This is a genomic window from Pseudomonas costantinii, assembly GCF_001870435.1.
GTDB classification, from domain to species: domain Bacteria; phylum Pseudomonadota; class Gammaproteobacteria; order Pseudomonadales; family Pseudomonadaceae; genus Aquipseudomonas; species Aquipseudomonas costantinii.
Map to the genome: position 1 here is coordinate 118108 of NZ_MDDR01000065.1, position 18169 is coordinate 136276.

Genomic DNA, 18169 nt, shown 5'->3' on the forward strand with positions numbered 1-18169 from the left:
TTACGCGACGTCCTTCCTCACTCGGAACCACGCAGCATACAGGGCCGGAAGGAACAGTAGGGTCAACGCCGTCGCCACAATCAAGCCCCCCATGATCGCCACAGCCATAGGCCCGAAGAACACACTACGTGACAGCGGAATCATCGCCAGCACCGCTGCGAGGGCCGTAAGAACAATCGGCCGGAAACGTCGGACGGTGGCCTCGATTATCGCTTGCCACGGTGCCAGGCCAGCCTTGATGTCCTGTTCAATCTGATCCACCAGGATCACCGAGTTACGCATGATCATCCCCGACAGGGCGATGGTCCCCAGCATGGCGACGAAACCGAACGGTTGGCGGAATACCAGCAGGAACAAGGTCACTCCGATCAAGCCCAGCGGCGCCGTCAGAAACACCATCGCCGTGCGTGAGAAACTGCGCAGTTGCAGCATCAGCAACGTCAGTACCACCACGATAAACAGCGGTACCCCGGCCTTGACCGAGTTCTGGCCGCGTGCGGAATCCTCGACGGTGCCGCCAACCTCCAACAAGTAACCATCCGGCAGTTCGGCGCGCACGCCTTCGAGGGTTGGCAGGATTTGCTGAACCAGGGTCGCCGGTTGTTCCTTGCCATAGATATCGGCGCGGACAGTGACCGTCGGCAAGCGGTTGCGGCGCCAAATAACGCCCTCTTCGAAGCCGTATTCGAGGGTAGCGATTTGCGACAGAGCTATGCTTTTACCGTTGTCGGTCGGCACCGCCAGGCTTGGCAGCAACGACAACTCGGTGCGTTCATGCACGGTGCCGCGCAGGAGGATTTCGATCAACTCGTTGTCCTCCCGGTACTGGCTGACACTGGAGCCGGTCAATGAACTCTGCAGGAATTTCGACAGGTTGGCAGTACTCACGCCAAGGGCTCGGGCGCGGTCCTGGTCGATATTCAGGTAGACGATTTTGCTCGGTTCCTCCCAGTCCAGGTGCACGTTGACCACGTGGGTATTTTCGCGAACCTTGGCCGCCACTTTGCGCGCCAGGGCGCGGACTTCTTCGATGTGCTCGCCGGTCACGCGAAACTGCACCGGGTAACCCACGGGCGGGCCGTTTTCCAGGCGCGTAACGCGCGAGCGCAGGTCGGGAAATTGTTCGTTAAGGGTTTCGATCAACCAAGTGCGCAGGCTTTCACGTTCCTCTATGGTTTTAGCCAAGACGACAAACTGGGCGAAGCTGGCGGCTGGCAGTTGCTGATCGAGAGGCAAGTAGAAACGCGGTGAACCAGTACCGACATAGGCCACATAGTTCTCGATGCCCGCGTGCTCCTTGAGCATCGCTTCGAGGCGCTTGACCTGGTCGGCCGTGTTGCTCAGGGAGGCGCCTTCGGCCAGTTTCAAGTCGACCATCAACTCCAGACGCCCGGAAGCTGGGAAGAACTGTTGCGGCACAAAGCGGAACAACGCGACCGAGCCGATAAACAGCAGCAGGGTCAGGACGATCACGGTTTTGCGTCGACGCACGCACCATTCGACCAAACGTCTTACCCGCTGGTAGAAGGGAGTGCCGTAGGGATCGGGGCCGTCGGTGCCGTGTTTGGCGGCATGAATCTTCGCCAGGTCCGGCAGGAGTTTTTCCCCCAAGTACGGCACGAACACTACAGCAGCAACCCACGAGGCCAGCAACGCGATGGTCACCACTTGAAAGATCGAGCGGGTGTATTCACCGGTGCTCGATTGCGCGGTGGCAATCGGCAAGAAGCCCGCCGCCGTGATCAACGTGCCGGTGAGCATCGGGAACGCGGTACTGGTCCAGGCAAAACTCGCAGCTTTAAGCCGGTCGTAGCCCTGCTCCATTTTGATCGCCATCATTTCAACGGCAATGATGGCGTCGTCCACCAGCAAGCCCAGGGCCAGCACCAACGCGCCAAGGGAAATCTTGTGCAGGCCGATGCCAAGGTAATACATGGTGGCAAACGTCATTGCCAGCACCAGCGGAATCGCCAGGGCCACCACCATGCCAGTGCGCACACCGAGGGAGAAGAAACTCACCAGCAGTACGATGGCCAATGCCTCGGCCAGTACCTGGACGAATTCTCCGACGCTGGTTTTCACCGCTGCCGGTTGGTCCGACACTTTGCGCAACTCCATGCCTGCCGGAAGGTTCTTCTGCAAGCGTGCGAATTCACCTTCGAGGGCCTTGCCCAGAACCAGGATGTCGCCGCCGTCACGCATGGCCACGGCCAGGCCGATGGCATCCGCGCCCATGTAACGCATGCGCGGTGCCGGTGGGTCGTTGAAGCCGCGATGGATGTCGGCCACGTCGCCGATACGGAAGGTGCGGTCACCTACACGAATCGGGAAGTTACGGATCTCCTCCACCGTCTTGAAGTTGCCCGACACCCGCAGTTGCACGCGCTCAGTCGGGGTTTCAAAGAAGCCCGCGGTGGAAACGGCGTTCTGTTCCTGCAATGCCTGCTGCACTGCAGCCAATGGCAGGCCGAGGGTCGCGAGCTTGAGGTTGGACAGCTCGATCCAGATCTTCTCGTCCTGTAGGCCAAGTAACTCGACCTTGCCCACGTCCGGCACGCGCTGCAGTTGAATCTGGATACGATCGGCGTAGTCCTTGAGCACCGCGTAGTCAAAGCCATCGCCGGTCAGGGCGTAGATGTTGCCAAAGGTGGTGCCGAACTCATCGTTGAAAAACGGCCCCTGGATATCCGGCGGCAAGGTCTGGCGAATGTCGCTGATCTTCTTGCGCACCTGGTACCACAAGTCCGGAATCTGCGCCGAGTGCATCGAGTCGCGGGCCATAAAGGTGACCTGGGATTCACCGGGACGCGAAAAGGAGACGATGCGCTCATAGTCACCGGTCTCCATCAGTTTTTTCTCGATACGCTCGGTGACCTGGCGTGAGACTTCCTGGGCGGTGGCCCCGGGCCAATTGGTCTTGATTACCATGGCCTTGAAGGTGAATGGCGGGTCTTCGCTTTGTCCCAGCTTGGTGTAAGACAAGGTGCCAACCACGGCCAGCAGGATCATCAGGAACAGTACGATCTGGCGATTACGCAGCGCCCATTCGGAAAGATTGAAACCCATCGGGGACTACTCCTTGGCCGCCAGATTCACTACTCGGTTGGAGCGATCCACCGGGCGCACTTGCTGGCCCTCGTGGAGTACATGCACGCCCGCAGCGATTACCCAATCGGTGGGCGTCAAACCTTCCAATACCGGTACGGTTTTTTCACCGAACGCGCCGATACGTACCGAGGTGCGCTTAAGCGTGTTGTCGGGTTGCACACGCCAGACGTAGGACACACCGTTCTCCGCACTGAGGGCAGACAGCGGCACCGACAGTGGAATCACGCCGTCAGCCTGTACGAATACGCGGGCGCTCTGGCCCAGCTCAGCAGGGACTTTGCCGCCGGTGAACGCAACACGGGCGGCGAAAGTGCGCGATTTCGGATCAGCTGCGGGAGATAGTTCACGAATGCGCCCAGTAAAGCGTTGGTCCGGCTGGCTCCACAATTCGACCGACACCGGCTGGCCAATCTTGAACCGGCCGAAGCCTTGCTCGGGCAGGCTGATCAACACTTCTCGCTCGCCATCAGTGGCCAGGGTAAACACGGTTTGGCCGGCGGACACCACCTGACCCACTTCCACGGCGCGCTTGGCGACTACGCCGTCCTGAGGCGCACGCAGCACGGCGTAGCCGGCCTGGTTGCTCGACACGTCGAACTCGGCCTTGATCTGCTTCAGGCGCGCTTCACCGGATCGGTAGAGGTTTTCGGAATTGTCGTACTGGGAACGGCTGACCATCTGACGGTCCATCAGGGTCTTGTAGCGATCACGTTCGGCACGCACCAGGCTCAGGTTGGCCTCGGCGGCAGCGACCTGTGCGCGGGTGGCCTCCAGTTGCAGGCGCACATCCTGGGGGTCTAGCTCCGCCAACGGCTGATTAGCCTTGACCCGCTCGCCCTCCTCCACCAGCCGCTTGCTGACTTTGCCGCCGATGCGGAATGCCAGGTCCGGCTCATAGCGCGCACGCACCTCGCCAGGGTAGCTGTCCATCGCCTGCGCCGACGGCTGCGGTTGCACCACCATGGCCGGACGGATGGTGGTCTGGGCCGCTTCTTCATGGCCGCAGGCAGCCAACAGGAAGACCAGGCTGACAGGCAACGCAAGGGGCAGGAAAGTGCTGCGCATGCTGAAGGACCTTTCGCAAATGGAGCTAGGAATAATTATACTGGCGGGTATGTTATTAATACCAAACTCGCCAGTCCAGTATTAAAGGTGAAAATGTCCGACAATCCTGTAAACACCACTAGCCCCGGGCGTCCCAAGGACATGGCAAAACGCCAGGCAATCCTCGAAGCAGCGAAAATCCTGTTTTTGAGCAATGGCTACGCCAGTACCAGCATGGATGCCGTGGCCCTTGAGGCCGGCGTGTCGAAACTGACCGTCTACAGCCATTTCACCGACAAAGAGACCTTGTTCACCGCTGCCGTGGTCGCCAAGTGCGAGGAGCAGTTGCCGGTGATGTACTTCGAACTGCCCGACGGCATGCCCGTGGAAACCGTGCTGCTGAACATCGCACGGGGCTTCCATCGGCTGATCAACAGCGAGGAGTCGGTGAACCTGCATCGCCTGATGATGACCACAGGCAACCAGGACGTGAAACTTTCACAGATCTTTTTCGAGGCAGGCCCCATGCGCATGCTGCTAGGCATGGAGCGCCTGCTTAGTAAGATCGACCAGAGCGGCGCCCTAAGCATCGACAAACCGCTCACGGCAGCCGAGCACTTCTTCTGCCTGCTCAAGGGCACGGCAAATTTCCGCTTGCTGTATGGCTGCGGCGGGCAGTTGAGTGAAGAGGCCGCCGAAGCTCATGTGCAGGATGTGGTGGGGTTGTTTATGCGGGCTTATCGAGCTTAAGGATTAAGGCTGCCTGCGATGGCGCTCTCAAACCCCACGATGATTCAGGGCTTGAGGGCTTTCTTCGGGTAAATGTCGTAGCGGCTGGATTTCCCATCCAGTGCATGGCTCGGCTTCGGCCCTTCAATACACGGTGCCTTGCGCGGGCGCTTGACCACCACGCGGTGGCTGGCCAGGGCCAATGCGGCAGCCAGCAACGCCGGTGCGTCCGGGTCATCGCCTACCAGCGGCCGAAACAGGCGCATTTCCTTCTTTACCAGGGCGGTTTTCTCACGATGAGGAAACATTGGGTCGAGGTAGATCACTTGAGGCGGTTCGCCTTCCCAATTGAGCATCACTTCGATGGAATTGCCCTTGAGCAACTTCATGCGCGCCACGATCGGTGCCACTTCAAAATCATTCGCGCCACGTGCCAGGCCGTCTTCGAGCAGGGCACCAATTAACGGCTGACGCTCGATCAGACTCATCTCGCAGCCCAGGCTGGCCAGCACGAATGCGTCCTTGCCCAGACCAGCCGTAGCGTCCAACACCCGTGGGCGCACGCCTTGGGCGACGCCAACGGCCTTGGCAATCATCTGCCCGCTGCCACCACCGTACAAACGCCGATGCGCCGCGCCGCCTTCGACAAAGTCCACACGCACAGGGCCCGGCGCGTCAGGCCCGAGCTGCTGCAACTGTAGGCCGTGCTCCCCGACTTGCAGGGCAAAGTCCGCGTCCGCCAACTGCAAAGGCAGGCCAAGCTGCGTAGCCCATTGCTCGGCACTCGCCTGGAAACCTTCGGCCAAGGCCTCGACCCGGATGCGGCTGGCCGCTGGTTGTTCGCTCATCAATCGCTACGCTCAAAAATATTAAGGATCGGCAAACAACGGCCGATAAAAACAACAGTCAGGTATTTTGCCAGAGCTGAGCGTCGACCGAGAAAAATGTCAGACATTCTTCCCCAAACCATCGGTGTACTGCCGACCCACAACCACTACGGCCTGCGCAATACCCAAGCGCTGGCCGGGGTGAGTCATGTGTGGCAGGACTTCTTCGCACGGGCATTGGCCGAACAGCTTGGCGATTCGCCGGATGCACTCGCCGCCAAGGCGCCTGTAGCGGTGGACCCTGCGGTAGAACCCAGCGAAGGCGCCGACCTGTTGTCGCAGATTCTCACCCAGCGTGAGTGTGACGTGAAAGACACCGAAATCGCCCCGCCTGAGCCGCTGTTCCTGCCAATCGCCGAATTCGAAACCGAACTGCTGCCGCCAGCGGCTACACCGTTCCCGCCGGAAGAAATTGTCACCCAACAGCGTCAGCAGAATTTCGAGAGTGGCTGGGTGCGCCCGATTGTCTTGAACGCCGGCCAGCCAGTACCTGAGCCGGGCCCTGCGCCGGAACCACGCCCACTGCACTTGCCAATTGCCGAGTTCGAACTGGACCTGTTGCCGCCCGCCGCTACACCGTACCCGACTGAAGAACTGGTGGCACAGCAGAAGGCACTGGACTTTGATTATCACTGGGCACGCCCGCTGATCCTCAACAACCTGCGCCTGGCGGCCTGACTCAGCCTTTGAAAAAATCGTTGGCCTGGCTGAACGGCATCTTGCGTTCGGTGAAGGTAAATGTGCCCAACTCATACACCTCCCGCGCCGCCCGGTAGAACTCGCCATACGCCGCCAGGGCCATGGCCGACCCGACGCTTATACGCCGCACACCCATCTCGCTCAACTGCGCCACGCTGAGGTTCAAGCCGCCGGACATCAACACATTCACCGGCTTTGGCGCGACAGCCTTGACCACCGCCAGCACTTCTTCGGCACTGCGTAACGCGGGGGCATAGAGCACGTCGGCACCGGCTTCGGCGTAAGCCTGCAGGCGGCGGATAGTGTCAGGTAAATCCAGGCGGCCATGCAGGAGGTTTTCCGCACGGGCCGTCAGAGTGAAGGGGAATGGCAGACTGCGAGCGGCGGCTACAGCGGCTTCCACACGCTCAACGGAGAGGTCAAAGGGATAGATCGGGTCTGCGGAAATGCCCGTGGCGTCTTCGATGGAACCGCCGACAATACCGGTGGCAGCTGCGCGAAGAATGGTCTGGGCACAGCCTTCGGGGGTGTCGCTGAAGCCATTTTCCAAGTCGGCGGCCACCGGCAGCGAGATCGCCCGGACAATCGTTGCGGCATTGCCCAAGGTGTCTTCCAGCGACAACGCGCCTTCCGCATCCGGCCGCCCCAGGCTGAACGCAAAACCTGCACTGGTGGTGGCCAAGGCTTCAAAGCCAAGGCTGGCAAGCATGATGGCAGAGCCGGCGTCCCACGGGTTGGGCATCACAAACGCGCGATCACGCTCATGCAGGGCCTTGAAGGTTTCGGCGCGAAGGGTTTGGGCATCCATGACTGACTCCTGGCGGAAAAAAGGAGCCCTAGAGTAACCCCAGTTGCTCGGCTGCGGGCTCTCGATGCAGCGTCGGCAGAGGCGGCAAACCTGGCAGGCGTACCATCAGCTTGTCGTGAAAACGCAGGGCCAACTGTGCCGCCAATCGGTTATCGGAAGTGTGCAGGAACACGTAGGGCGTGCGCCCTTCTTCGATCCAACCGGCGATCTTTTCCACCCACGGAATCAGGAACGGGTCGTTCGCCTCCAGTTCTGGGTGGCCGATAAAACGTACCTGCGGAGACTGCGTCAGCGCCGCCGGACGCGGTGGCACCTTGGGCTTTTTCGATTGGGCATGCAGCACGGCAGCCGAAGTGGACGTGCAACTGAACAAGGCGCGAGGGTCGAGACAAATGCGCTCGACACCACGGTCACGCAACAAGCGGTTGAGCATGCGCTCGGCATCGCCCTTGGCAAAGAATTCCGGGTGGCGCACTTCCACAGCCATCGGGCGTTCGAGCCCGTCGATAAACCCCGCCAGCTCGCCGAGGCGCTGCGGTGAAAAACTCGCCGACAGTTGCAACCATAGTGGCGAAACACGCTCACCCAACGGGCTCATCAAGCCGACAAAACTTTCCGCTGCCGGCAACTGCTCGCGCAAGTCGCCACCGTGACTGATATCGCCGGGGAATTTGGCGGTGAAGCGAAAATCTTCAGGCATGATTTCGGCCCAGCGCTGCACAGTGGCGGCCGAGGGTCGGGCATAAAAAGTCGTGTTGCCTTCAACGGCGTTGAAGACTTGGGAATACAGCGCGAGGTAGTCACTGGAGCGGGCATCGGCCGGGTACAGGTACTCGCGCCAGGCGTTTTCACTCCAGGATGGGCAACCAATAAAGTAAGGCAGGCGCATCAGATGTGGATGTCGAGACCCAGCACTTCCATATCCCATTCGACAAAGCCGGCGGTGGTCAGGTAGCTGGCCAGGGCGGTGGCGACGCTTTTGCTCATGGAGCGGGGGAAGACCATGTCTTGCGGGCGGGCAGGAAGACCACTGATACGTGCACTTGCAGAACCTTGGGGGCTGGACTGCGTGTCGGACAGCACCTCGATGAAGTCCGGCGAATCTTCAACGGACTCGTCTACCGTGACGTTCGCCTTGCGCGGCTTACGCTTGAGGGGGTAGGACTGTGAGGAAAAGCCGTCTATGCGCATCGATGCGAACTCGGTATCAGTGATGGCATTTTAATAGCGCTTTCCATGGCGCGCAAATGCTCTGTTGATAACTAGAACACATAATTTGATAAAGGTTTAAATGTGCGGGCGAATTCTGACGATTGGCGAAATTTGCCGCCAAATTCCCACATTTTTGACGTCAAATAATCCCGCGCTCAGCCTTGGTTTGCGCCACTTTATCGCGCAGGTAAACCGGCGCAGCCTGGTCAGCCGGGATCGCCTCGCCACGCTCAAAAGCGAAACGTGCCAGGGTCAACAGGTCTTCAGCGTGGGGCAACATTGCAGCGTCTTGACCGACTAACTGCACGCCGATGCGCTCGCCATAACCCCAGCCAGTACCCGCACCGAACCAGTCACCGCGGGCATCATTGGGCAATACCGCAGCTTCCGGCGGCTGCACGGCCTCCACGCCCACCAGGCGCATTTCGCCTGCAGTTTCGCGGTAGCAGCCCCAATAGACTTCATCCATGCGTGCATCAATGGCTGCCGCAACTTGCGAGGCACCGTGTTCGCGGAGTGCGCGCTGGGCCAGCACCGCCAGGTTGGAGACCGGTAATACCGGGCGCTCCAACGCAAAGGCCAATCCCTGCACCACACCGATGGCGATGCGCACACCGGTAAACGCACCGGGGCCACGGCCAAAGGCAATGGCATCCACGGCCGCCAAGGTGGTGCCCGCGTCTTCCAGCAGTTGCTTGATCATCGGCAACAGCTTCTGCGCGTGCAGGCGCGGGATCACCTCGTAGTGGCTCGTTACCTTGCCATCGTGCAGCAAGGCAACGGAGCAAGCTTCAGTCGCGGTGTCCAGGGCCAGCAGGGTGCTCATCGGTGTGGGTGTCCAAGTTGAAAAAAAGTGCGCCAGTATAAACAACAACGGCCCGCAAGCGGGCCGTTGTACGCAAAGCAGATCGCAGGATCAGCTCAGTGCTTGCAGAACCTTGGCGGTAATCGCTTCCACCGAACCAACGCCAGGGATGTGGCTGTACTTCGGCTTGCCTTTAGCAGCAGACAGGTCCTGGTAGAAAGCCACCAATGGCTTGGTCTGGGAGTGGTAGACCGACAGGCGATGACGCACGGTTTCTTCAGTGTCGTCTTTACGCTGCACCAGGTCTTCACCGGTGACATCGTCCTTGCCTTCAACCTTCGGCGGGTTGTAGACGGTGTGGTACACGCGGCCCGACGCTTCGTGAACGCGACGGCCGGCGATACGCTGGACGATTTCTTCGTCTTCAACTGCGATTTCAACCACAGCGTCCAACTCGACGCCCGCCTTCACCAGAGCTTCAGCCTGAGGAATGGTGCGTGGGAAACCGTCGAACAGGAAACCGTTCTTGCAGTCGTCCTGGCTGATGCGTTCCTTGACCAGGTTGATGATCAGGTCATCGGACACCAGGCCGCCGCTGTCCATCACGCTCTTGGCGATCAGGCCCAGCTCGGTGCCGGCCTTGACGGCCGCACGCAGCATGTCGCCGGTGGAGATTTGTGGAATGCCGAACTTTTCAGTGATGAACTTTGCCTGAGTACCTTTACCGGCCCCCGGAGCTCCCAGCAGAATGACGCGCATTGATGTGCTCCTCAATTTTTTATAGAGATGACGCTCGGATTCGCCGCGTGGGGCCAATCTCGTAGAAATGTGGGTCCTGGCCGCCCAAACGGCCAAAGGCTGATCAAGATACACAGCAGGCCCAAACCACACAAGCCGCCGAAAGTCGGAGGAACCCGTGCCAGGCATGCGTCATAGGTAGGGTGTGCCTGAGTGCAACCCCGCCGTTTAAACGCCGACCGCCCTTTTCGGGGCGGCCGTCATTGTCTATCTGCAAGCCTTTGAGAACATGCAAGAAACCTCAACCGGTGTTGCGCAAACCGGCGGCAATACCGGCTACGGACACCAGCAGCGCCTGTTCCAGAGGGCTGTCTTGCGCAGCCTCCTGCTGACGGGAGCGGGCCAGCAACTCGGCCTGCAACAGGTGCAAGGGGTCGAGGTAGGTGTTGCGCAGGCGGATGAACTCCAGGGTGTCAGGGCTATGGGCCAGCAGTTGCGACTGGCCGGTCAGGCCAAGCACCACATTACATGCCTGCGACAATAGGTCGCGTAAGTGCGCGCCCAATGGCAGCAGGTCAGGCTGCACCAGACGCTCGTCATATAAACGGGCGATATCGGCATCCGCCTTGGCCAGCACCATTTCCAGCATATCGATGCGGGTACGGAAGAACGGCCACTGCTCGCGCATCCGCCCCAGCAACTCACCTTCACCGCGCTCCAACGCCTTGGTTAATGCGGCTTCCCATCCGAGCCAGGCCGGCAACATCAGGCGGGTTTGGGTCCAGCCGAAGATCCACGGAATGGCGCGCAGGCTTTCGATTCCCCCCGCACGACGCTTGGCCGGACGACTGCCCAGTGGCAAGCGACCCAGTTCCTGTTCCGGAGTGGACTGGCGGAAATATTCAACGAACTGCGGATTTTCCCGCACCACGGCGCGGTAAGCGCTGACACCGTCTGCCGCCAATTCGTCCATCAAATGGCGCCAGGCCGGCTCGGGTGGTGGTGGTGGCAACAGCGTGGCTTCCAGCACGGCCGCCAGGTAGAGATTGAGGTTCTGTTCGGCGATGTCTGGCAGGCCGAATTTGAAGCGGATCATCTCCCCCTGTTCAGTCGTACGGAAACGCCCCGCCACCGAACCCGGCGGTTGCGACAGGATCGCCGCGTGAGCCGGGCCGCCGCCACGGCCGACGGTGCCGCCACGACCGTGAAACAACAGCAGTTCCACTTGCTGTTGGCGGCAGATATCAACCAGACGCTCCTGCGCCCGGTATTGCGCCCAAGCGGCGGCGGTGGTGCCGGCATCCTTGGCCGAGTCCGAGTAGCCAATCATCACTTCCTGCGGACCTTGCAATCGTGCGCGATAGCCCGGCAGTTGCAGCAGGCGCTCCATCACCGGCCCGGCGTTATCCAGGTCGGCCAGGGTTTCGAACAGCGGCACCACACGCATCGGCCGTTGCACGCCGGACTCTTTAAGCAGCAGTTGCACCGCCAGTACGTCCGACGCAGCGCCTGCCATCGAGATGACATAGGAGCCAAGAGACGCGGCCGGTGCAGCAGCAATTTCCTTGCAGGTATTGAGCACTTCGGCGGTATCCGCCGATGGCTTGAAATACCCCGGCAGCAGCGGTCGACGATTGGCCAACTCCTTCATCAGGAAGCTGACACGCGCGTCTTCGTCCCAGTCCTCATACCGGCCCAGGCCAAGGTAATCGGTGATTTCGGTCATGGCCGCCGAGTGTCGACTGGAATCCTGACGCACATCCAGACGCACCAGGAACAAGCCAAAGGTGACGGCACGGCGCAGGCAATCGAGTAACGGGCCATCGGCAATCACACCCATGCCGCATTCGTGCAGCGACTGGAAGCACAGTTCCAACGGCTCCAGCAGCTCACGGTTGTTCTGCAGCACCTCGGCAGGTGCCGGTGTGCTGGAGGTCAGTGATGTATGAGCCCATTGGCGGGTGGCGCGCAGGCGTTCACGCAGCTGTTTGAGTAATGCACGATAAGGCTCGACGCTGTCGCCGACCTTGGCCTGCAACGCAGCGCTGGCCTGGCGCATCGACAGCTCGGACGCCAAGTGATCGACATCGCGCAAGTACAAATCCGCCGCCATCCAGCGCGCCAACAGCAGCACTTCGCGGGTAACCGGCGCGGTGACATTCGGGTTGCCGTCACGGTCGCCGCCCATCCACGAGGCAAAGCGAATCGGCGCTGCTTCAAGGGGCAAGCGCAGGCCGGTGGCAGCGTGCAAGGCAAGGTCTGCTTTACGCAAGTAATTGGGGATGGCATGCCACAGCGAATGCTCGATCACCGCAAAGCCCCATTTGGCTTCGTCTACCGGGGTAGGCCTGATGCGGCGGATTTCTTCGGTGTGCCAGGCTTCGGCGATCAACCGTTGCAAGCGATCGCGGATCTGCTCGCGCTCGGCCGTGGTGAGGTCGCGGTGATCCTGCAGCGCCAGTTGCGCGGCAATTGCATCGTACTTTTGGATCAGGGTGCGCCGGGCGACTTCGGTCGGGTGGGCGGTGAGGACCAGTTCGATCTCCAGGCGCCCCAACTGGCGGGCCAGGGATTCGTTGCTGTGACCTTCACTTTGCAGGCGGGCCAGCAACTCCGGCAATACGCGGGACTCGAAAGGCGCCGGTTGCGACTCATCGCGTCGATGAATCAACTGGTACTGCTCGGCGATGTTGGCCAGGTTGAGGAACTGGTTGAAGGCCCGCGCCACGGGCAGCAACTCGTCTTCCTGCAACTGGTTCAGGCTGGCGCTCAGTTCATCGCCGGCACCTCGACGGTCGGCCTTGGCGCCTTTACGGATCTGCTCGATCTTGTCGAGAAAATCATCGCCGTACTGCTCTCGAATGGTGTTGCCCAGCAATTCACCCAGCAGGTGAACATCCTCACGCAAGCGTGCATCGATATCACTCATCAGCCAATCTCCAGCCAGAAATCCGGGACGCGCAGGTCTTCCAGAGTGCCGCCCGCGTCGGTTTCTGACAAGGCCAAGTGCAATCGACTTTAAACCTTGCGGCTTACAGCTAGTCTCAATCTTGAGTCGCCACGTTATCCACGCAGGCGGCTGGTCACTCATCACCGCCTGCTACCGTGGGCTTTATTGAGGTTGCCATGAAAATTCGAGAACTGGCCCAGCATTGGGAAGAGAACGCCAAGGGTCGCCTGACCAAAACCGAGTACGCGATTCATCTGGATATGGAGTCCGCCGCACGGCTGGCCGCCATTGCCGAAATGTACCCCAAGCGCCACGCCGAAGAGCTGCTCGGCGAACTGATCGGCGCAGCCCTTGAGGAGCTGGAAGCCAGCTTTCCCTACATCAAGGGGCAGCAGGTGATTGCCACCGATGAAGAAGGCGATCCGCTGTATGAAGACGTCGGCCCTACCCCGCGTTTTCTCACGTTGTCGCGACGCTATTTGCATGATTTGTCGGCCAGCACCGACGAACAAAAGCACTGACAAACATCCGCCAAAACCTATAAAACCCTTGTATTCCGGGCCTCACAGAGGCTCGGCGTACCTCTGCACGTCGTGAAAGTTCCAACTTTTTTACGCTGACCAAGCAGTCAGATATTTCTTTAGGCAAATCGCCATCTTCTCTGAACTATTCAAAAAAGCCTCCGGTCACAGCCAGTAAGCCATCACCAGGAACAGTCGTTTGAAAGGTGCCACGCGCATCACTGCCGGGCCCGCTGCCGCTGATCACCAGAGATGGATGTTGATGTTTTTCAGGAGTTATCTAATGGAGTTGAAGACGATGAAGACCAGCACTGCCAAATCCTCGTTTAACCACCTGCGCGGGCTCAAATTGGCCGCGTTGGCAATCGGCACCAGCTTCGTTTTGGCGGGCTGCGCCGGCAACCCTCCTACCGAGCAATATGCGGTGACCCAGTCGGCGGTTAACAGCGCGGTCAGCGCCGGCGGCACCGAATACGCAGCGGTTGAGATGAAGTCGGCACAGGACAAGCTCAAGCAAGCCGAGATTGCCATGCACGACAAGAACTATGACGAAGCCCGTCGCCTGTCCGAACAAGCCGAGTGGGATGCCCGCGTCGCAGAGCGCAAAGCCCAGGCCGCCAAGGCCGAACTGGCGGTGAAGGACTCCCAGAAAGCTGTTCAGGAGCTGCGTCAGGAAGGCATGCGCCCAGCTGTTATCCAACAGCAATAAGCCGACACCCCTGATTGCATTGCACCCGATATCGAATTGAAAGGACGACACGACTATGCGTAAACAATTGATGATCCCTGCCCTGCTGGCGATGAGCGTTGCCCTGGCGGCCTGCTCCACCCCGCCGAACGCGAACCTGGAAAACGCACGGACCAACTTCTCGGCCCTGCAAGCCAACCCGCAAGCCACCAAGGTAGCGGCGCTGGAAACCAAGGACGCCAGCGAATGGCTGGACAAGGCTGAAAAAGCCTACCGCGACAAGGAAGACCAGAAGAAAGTCGACCAATTGGCTTACCTGACCAACCAGCGCGTTGAAGTGGCGAAAGACACCATCGTGCTGCGCGAGTCCGAAGCCAAGCTGAAAAATGCCGGTGATGAACGTGCCCGCGCCCTGCTGCAAGCCCGTGATGCGCAGATCAAGCAACTGCAAGACAGCCTGAACGCCAAGCAGACGGATCGCGGCACCCTGGTGACCTTTGGTGATGTGCTGTTTGCCACCAACAAGTCCGACCTGAAATCCAGCGGTTTGGTGAATATCACCAAACTGGCGCAGTTCCTGCGCGATAACCCGGACCGTAAAGTGATCGTCGAAGGCTACACCGACAGTACCGGCTCCGACGCGTACAACCAGAGCCTGTCCGAGCGTCGTGCGGCGTCCGTGCAGCGTGCACTGGCGCAGCAAGGCGTGGATATCTCGCGCATCGTGACCCAGGGCTACGGCAAGGAATACCCGGTTGCCGACAACGGCAGCGCATCGGGCCGTGCCATGAACCGCCGCGTTGAAGTGACCATCTCCAACGACAACCAGCCGGTGAAGCCACGTTCGTCCGTTGCTAACTGATTGATTGAAGCTGGAAAAAAGAACCCCGCCTGAAAGGTGGGGTTCTTTTCGCCGATCAGGCGTTGATTTGGCGACCGTTGTCATTACCCGGCATCATCGCTTCCATGCCTTGGCGCCCCGCCGCCAACTGTTCAAGCTCCTCGGGACTCTTCTGACATTCCGAACAATCGGAGCCGGCAGAGCCCCCACCACCCTGAGCGCCCGCTGCGCCTGACAGCATTTCCATAAGCTTTTTGATCAGATCTGGCTCCTGTTTCCCCTGTGGCTCAGCGCCTTGTGCACCGCCCTGGTCCAGATCGTTTTGGCCCCTGGCCATGCCCAGCATCTTGCCAATCGCACCAATATCCATCATCACACTCCCAGATTCGTACTACGTAAGTTATCCATCAGCAACACTGACAAACCAGTCAGTGGCTTCTTACGCAATACGGTTCCAGATATTTCCGGCGCGAGCGCTATTCCTGTAATTGCGGCGTTTCCTGGCCCATGCAGCGCACGGCTTGCTTCTTGTTGTTCACCAACACACCGCTCAAGCCCTTTTGCTCGGTGTCGAACATCACCAGTACACCATCAACGCACTGCGCCACTTGCGCGGCCGGGGTCAGGGAAATCTTGTAGTCCTCACCCGGCACGGTCTTGAGCATGGTGAAGTCGCTGAGCAGCAACGCATCTTCGGGCTTCGCGAAGTGCAGGTAGCCGTAATACCACAGGCAGCCAACGGTGCCGATGATGGTGCCGATGCCGGTGAGGATCAGCGGGATCATGTTGCGTTCTTCACTCATTGTGGGCTCTCTGATGAGTCAGCTTTAGAAATCGGATAGTTCGGAATTTCGCCCAGGCGGCGCAGGCCGTTAAAGTGCTGCGGGTCGTCCAGATAGCGCAGCATCACGGTTTGCCAAGTCTTGTCGGCAAAGGTCTGCACATGGCCGCCACGGGTCAATTGCAGCACCCTGGGCGGCGGCGCGGCCTGGTACAGGCGAATGCCATTGGACAGCGGCACGATGGGGTCATCCAAACTGTGGAACAACAGCTTTGGCACTCCGGTCAATTGGGGCATCGCATTGATCGCGCTGTCGGCATCCGGCACCAGCCAGGACAACGGCACCTGAAATGGCCATGTTAACCAGGAGGTGCTCAGGGCGAATTGTCCCACGTCACGATAACTGGCAGGTACGCCATCCAGCACCAAGGCCTTGAGCTTGGTCTGGCGCTCGGGATGGGCCGCCAGGTAATGCACCGCCAATGAACCGCCCAGGCTCTGGCCGAGTACGATCAGCGGCTGGTTTTGGGTTTCAGGGGCTTTGTCGATCCAACTGAAGGCCGCATCGATATCCTGGTAGATCGCCGGCAATGATGGCTTGCCTTCAGACAAACCGTAGCCACGGTAGTCCAGCAGCAGCACTTGATAGCCCTGCTCCGGCAACCACCAACTGCCACCCAGATGCCAGGCTAGGTTGCCGCCATTACCGTGCAGGTGCAGCACTGTGCCTTTAAGCGGCACCCCGGGTTTGGCCGGCAGCCACCAAGCGTGCAACTTCAGGCCATCCGCGGTGGTAAGAGTGACGTCGCGATACGCCAAGTGGGCTTTTTCCGGTGTAAACGGCAGGCCCGGCTCGGGGTAGAACAGCAGGGAGCTGCAGCCGTTCAATGTGAGTAGCAGGCACAGAATGCCGAGGATTCTCATCCGTTGAAGCCTCCAGACGCTCGTTCCCACGCTCTGCGTGGGAATGCATCAACAGGACGCTCTGCGTCCGCTTTTGTGACGTGGAGCGTCACGGGCTGCATTCCCCCGCGGAGCGTGGGAACGATCGAATTCGGTTTCTTCAAAGGATATTTGAGTAATCCGCCTCGATCCGGTCCAGGCTCAAATGGTTGAGGAAGTTGGAGAAACACATCCACGCCGCCAGCGCGTTCATGTCGCGGAACTGCTCCGGCAGGTACTTGGGCGGCACCACGAGGCCTTCGTCGACCAATTGACGCAAGGTGCGCATGTCTTCCAGGGTGGTCTTGCCGCAGAACAGCAACGGTACTTGCTCCAGCTTGCCTTTGCGCACGGCGAGCTGGATGTAGTTGTAGACCATGATAAAGCCCTTGAGATAGGACAAATCCTTGGTAAATGGCAGACCGGTCGGCACCGAACCACGGAACACCCGGCTGGCATTACCGTAGCTCTCGGCCATCTCAAAGCCTTGCTCACGGAAGAACTCGAACACCTGCAGGAAGTCCGCGCCCTCCTCCACCATATGGATGGCGCGGGTGCGGTTGGTCAGCTTGCGCAAGCGGCTGGGGTACGAGGCAAAGGTGATGATCTCCATCAAAATCGCCAGGCCTTCCTGGGTCACCGTGGACGACGGTGGGCCTTTGGACAAGAAGGTGCAGATCGGCTGGTTCTGGCCATTCAGCGTGGTGCCGACATGCACCAGGCCTTCATGCACCTCAAGCGCGCGCACGTCGCGCTCGTTGAACATCGCGTCGGCGCGGATCTTGATGTAATCGGCGCCCGCCGCGGCGTCGGCAACGATACCGTCGGACTCGAACACACGAATGGTTTCTTCCGCCTCGCCAAACACCTTGTTCAGGCGAGTTTGCAGCAAAGCGACTGCATCCTTGGCGGTGAGGGTCTTGGCTTCGTCTTTCAGGTCGCCACGGCCGTCGATATTGTTCAGGTAGTCGGAGAGCATCAGGCCCAGGTCAGCCAGCGTCGGGTCGCCGGCGTGGAACGCATCGGAGGCCGCGCCGTACAGCTCCTGGGAGATCAGACCGAAATCCTCGGTGCCACGCGCCTCAAGCATCCGCACCACCATGCGGTATTCCCGGCACATGCGGCGCATGATCTGCCCCACCGGGCTGAACTGGCCGAGGCGGCGCGTGATGTCGCGCTCGATGTTCTGGAACTCCAGCTTTACCGCGCTGGAGTCGAACGCCAGCGGCCGGCTTAGATAGTAATCGCGGTCCACGGCAGGCATCGCCTTGCCCTTGGCCTTGAGGAATCCCTGGCGAATGTTCTCGTCCCACTTCACAGCGTCGAGGACGCGAATCGGTGTTTGCGCCAGCACAATGCGATCAGACAAGGTGCGTATCGTCTGCTGGTAATCGTCCACCCGGTGCTTCCTCTTTA

18 protein-coding genes are annotated in these 18169 nt (G+C 60.0%); 5 read left to right on the forward strand and 13 right to left on the reverse strand.

Annotated elements, in window-relative coordinates; translation table 11 throughout:
- Both BFL40_RS30745 and BFL40_RS30750 read right to left on the reverse strand, forming a co-directional pair.
- Entirely contained in the window at positions 1-3066 is a 3066-nt protein-coding gene (locus tag BFL40_RS30745; RefSeq protein WP_071487471.1) for an efflux RND transporter permease subunit, read from the reverse strand.
- Between the two features lie 6 nt (positions 3067-3072).
- A complete protein-coding gene (locus BFL40_RS30750) occupies positions 3073-4173 on the reverse strand; it encodes an efflux RND transporter periplasmic adaptor subunit (RefSeq protein ID WP_071487472.1) in 1101 nt (366 codons plus the stop codon).
- Between the two features lie 93 nt (positions 4174-4266).
- Here BFL40_RS30750 and BFL40_RS30755 point away from each other — a divergent pair, with 93 nt between their 5' ends.
- Positions 4267-4902 carry a TetR/AcrR family transcriptional regulator gene (locus BFL40_RS30755; protein ID WP_071487473.1) on the forward strand — a complete coding sequence of 212 codons (636 nt, stop codon included), beginning with the start codon at positions 4267-4269 and terminating at the stop codon, positions 4900-4902.
- Between the two features lie 44 nt (positions 4903-4946).
- Here BFL40_RS30755 and BFL40_RS30760 read toward each other — a convergent pair whose 3' ends face one another.
- Entirely contained in the window at positions 4947-5729 is a 783-nt protein-coding gene (locus tag BFL40_RS30760; RefSeq protein ID WP_071487474.1) for a class I SAM-dependent methyltransferase, read from the reverse strand.
- Between the two features lie 96 nt (positions 5730-5825).
- On the opposite strand from BFL40_RS30760, the gene BFL40_RS30765 reads away from it, so the two are divergent.
- Complete coding sequence (locus BFL40_RS30765; protein ID WP_071487475.1) at positions 5826-6446, forward strand: energy transducer TonB; 621 nt, start codon at positions 5826-5828, stop codon at positions 6444-6446.
- Between the two features lies 1 nt (position 6447).
- Here the strand turns inward: BFL40_RS30765 and BFL40_RS30770 are convergent, their stop codons facing one another.
- From BFL40_RS30770 to ppc, 6 genes are all read right to left on the reverse strand, one after another.
- Positions 6448-7275 carry an isocitrate lyase/PEP mutase family protein gene (locus tag BFL40_RS30770; protein WP_071487476.1) on the reverse strand — a complete coding sequence of 276 codons (828 nt, stop codon included), beginning with the start codon at positions 7273-7275 and terminating at the stop codon, positions 6448-6450.
- Between the two features lie 28 nt (positions 7276-7303).
- Positions 7304-8164 (reverse strand): DUF72 domain-containing protein, encoded by an 861-nt coding sequence (locus tag BFL40_RS30775; RefSeq protein WP_071487477.1) that lies wholly within the window; start codon positions 8162-8164, stop codon positions 7304-7306.
- Positions 8164-8466 (reverse strand): hypothetical protein, encoded by a 303-nt coding sequence (locus tag BFL40_RS30780; protein WP_071487478.1) that lies wholly within the window; start codon positions 8464-8466, stop codon positions 8164-8166. The genes BFL40_RS30775 and BFL40_RS30780 overlap by 1 nt, the downstream gene beginning before the upstream one ends.
- A 160-nt stretch (positions 8467-8626) precedes the next feature.
- Positions 8627-9313 carry a tRNA (adenosine(37)-N6)-threonylcarbamoyltransferase complex dimerization subunit type 1 TsaB gene (tsaB, locus tag BFL40_RS30785; protein ID WP_071487479.1) on the reverse strand — a complete coding sequence of 229 codons (687 nt, stop codon included), beginning with the start codon at positions 9311-9313 and terminating at the stop codon, positions 8627-8629.
- 90 nt (positions 9314-9403) lie between these two features.
- Positions 9404-10051, reverse strand: coding sequence for an adenylate kinase (adk, locus tag BFL40_RS30790; RefSeq protein ID WP_071487480.1), 648 nt, complete (start codon positions 10049-10051; stop codon positions 9404-9406).
- 280 nt (positions 10052-10331) lie between these two features.
- Entirely contained in the window at positions 10332-12959 is a 2628-nt protein-coding gene (gene ppc / locus BFL40_RS30795) for a phosphoenolpyruvate carboxylase (RefSeq protein WP_071487481.1), read from the reverse strand.
- Between the two features lie 197 nt (positions 12960-13156).
- Between ppc and BFL40_RS30800 the strand changes: the two genes are divergently transcribed.
- The 3 genes from BFL40_RS30800 to lptF all read left to right on the forward strand — a co-directional run bounded on the left by BFL40_RS30800 (position 13157) and on the right by lptF (position 15051).
- On the forward strand, positions 13157-13501 hold the full coding sequence (locus tag BFL40_RS30800) for a pilin assembly protein (protein WP_071487482.1): 345 nt from the start codon (positions 13157-13159) through the stop codon (positions 13499-13501).
- Between the two features lie 283 nt (positions 13502-13784).
- A complete protein-coding gene (locus BFL40_RS30805) occupies positions 13785-14210 on the forward strand; it encodes a DUF4398 domain-containing protein (protein WP_071487483.1) in 426 nt (141 codons plus the stop codon).
- A 55-nt stretch (positions 14211-14265) separates the two neighbouring features.
- The gene (gene lptF / locus BFL40_RS30810) at positions 14266-15051 is read left to right on the forward strand and encodes a lipotoxin F family OmpA-related lipoprotein LptF (protein WP_071487484.1); all 786 of its coding nucleotides are present in this window, start codon (positions 14266-14268) and stop codon (positions 15049-15051) included.
- 55 nt (positions 15052-15106) lie between these two features.
- On the opposite strand, the gene BFL40_RS30815 is transcribed toward lptF, so the two are convergent.
- The 4 genes from BFL40_RS30815 to BFL40_RS30830 all read right to left on the reverse strand — a co-directional run bounded on the left by BFL40_RS30815 (position 15107) and on the right by BFL40_RS30830 (position 18152).
- Positions 15107-15400, reverse strand: a complete 294-nt coding sequence (locus BFL40_RS30815) for a hypothetical protein (protein ID WP_235864723.1) — start codon at positions 15398-15400, stop codon at positions 15107-15109.
- 106 nt (positions 15401-15506) lie between these two features.
- On the reverse strand, positions 15507-15833 hold the full coding sequence (locus BFL40_RS30820) for a PA3694 family proteiin (RefSeq protein ID WP_071487485.1): 327 nt from the start codon (positions 15831-15833) through the stop codon (positions 15507-15509).
- Positions 15830-16735, reverse strand: coding sequence for an alpha/beta hydrolase (locus BFL40_RS30825; RefSeq protein ID WP_071487486.1), 906 nt, complete (start codon positions 16733-16735; stop codon positions 15830-15832). The genes BFL40_RS30820 and BFL40_RS30825 overlap by 4 nt, the downstream gene beginning before the upstream one ends.
- A gap of 139 nt (positions 16736-16874) precedes the next feature.
- A complete protein-coding gene (locus BFL40_RS30830) occupies positions 16875-18152 on the reverse strand; it encodes a flavohemoglobin expression-modulating QEGLA motif protein (RefSeq protein ID WP_071487487.1) in 1278 nt (425 codons plus the stop codon).
- Between the last annotated feature and the right edge of the window lie 17 nt (positions 18153-18169).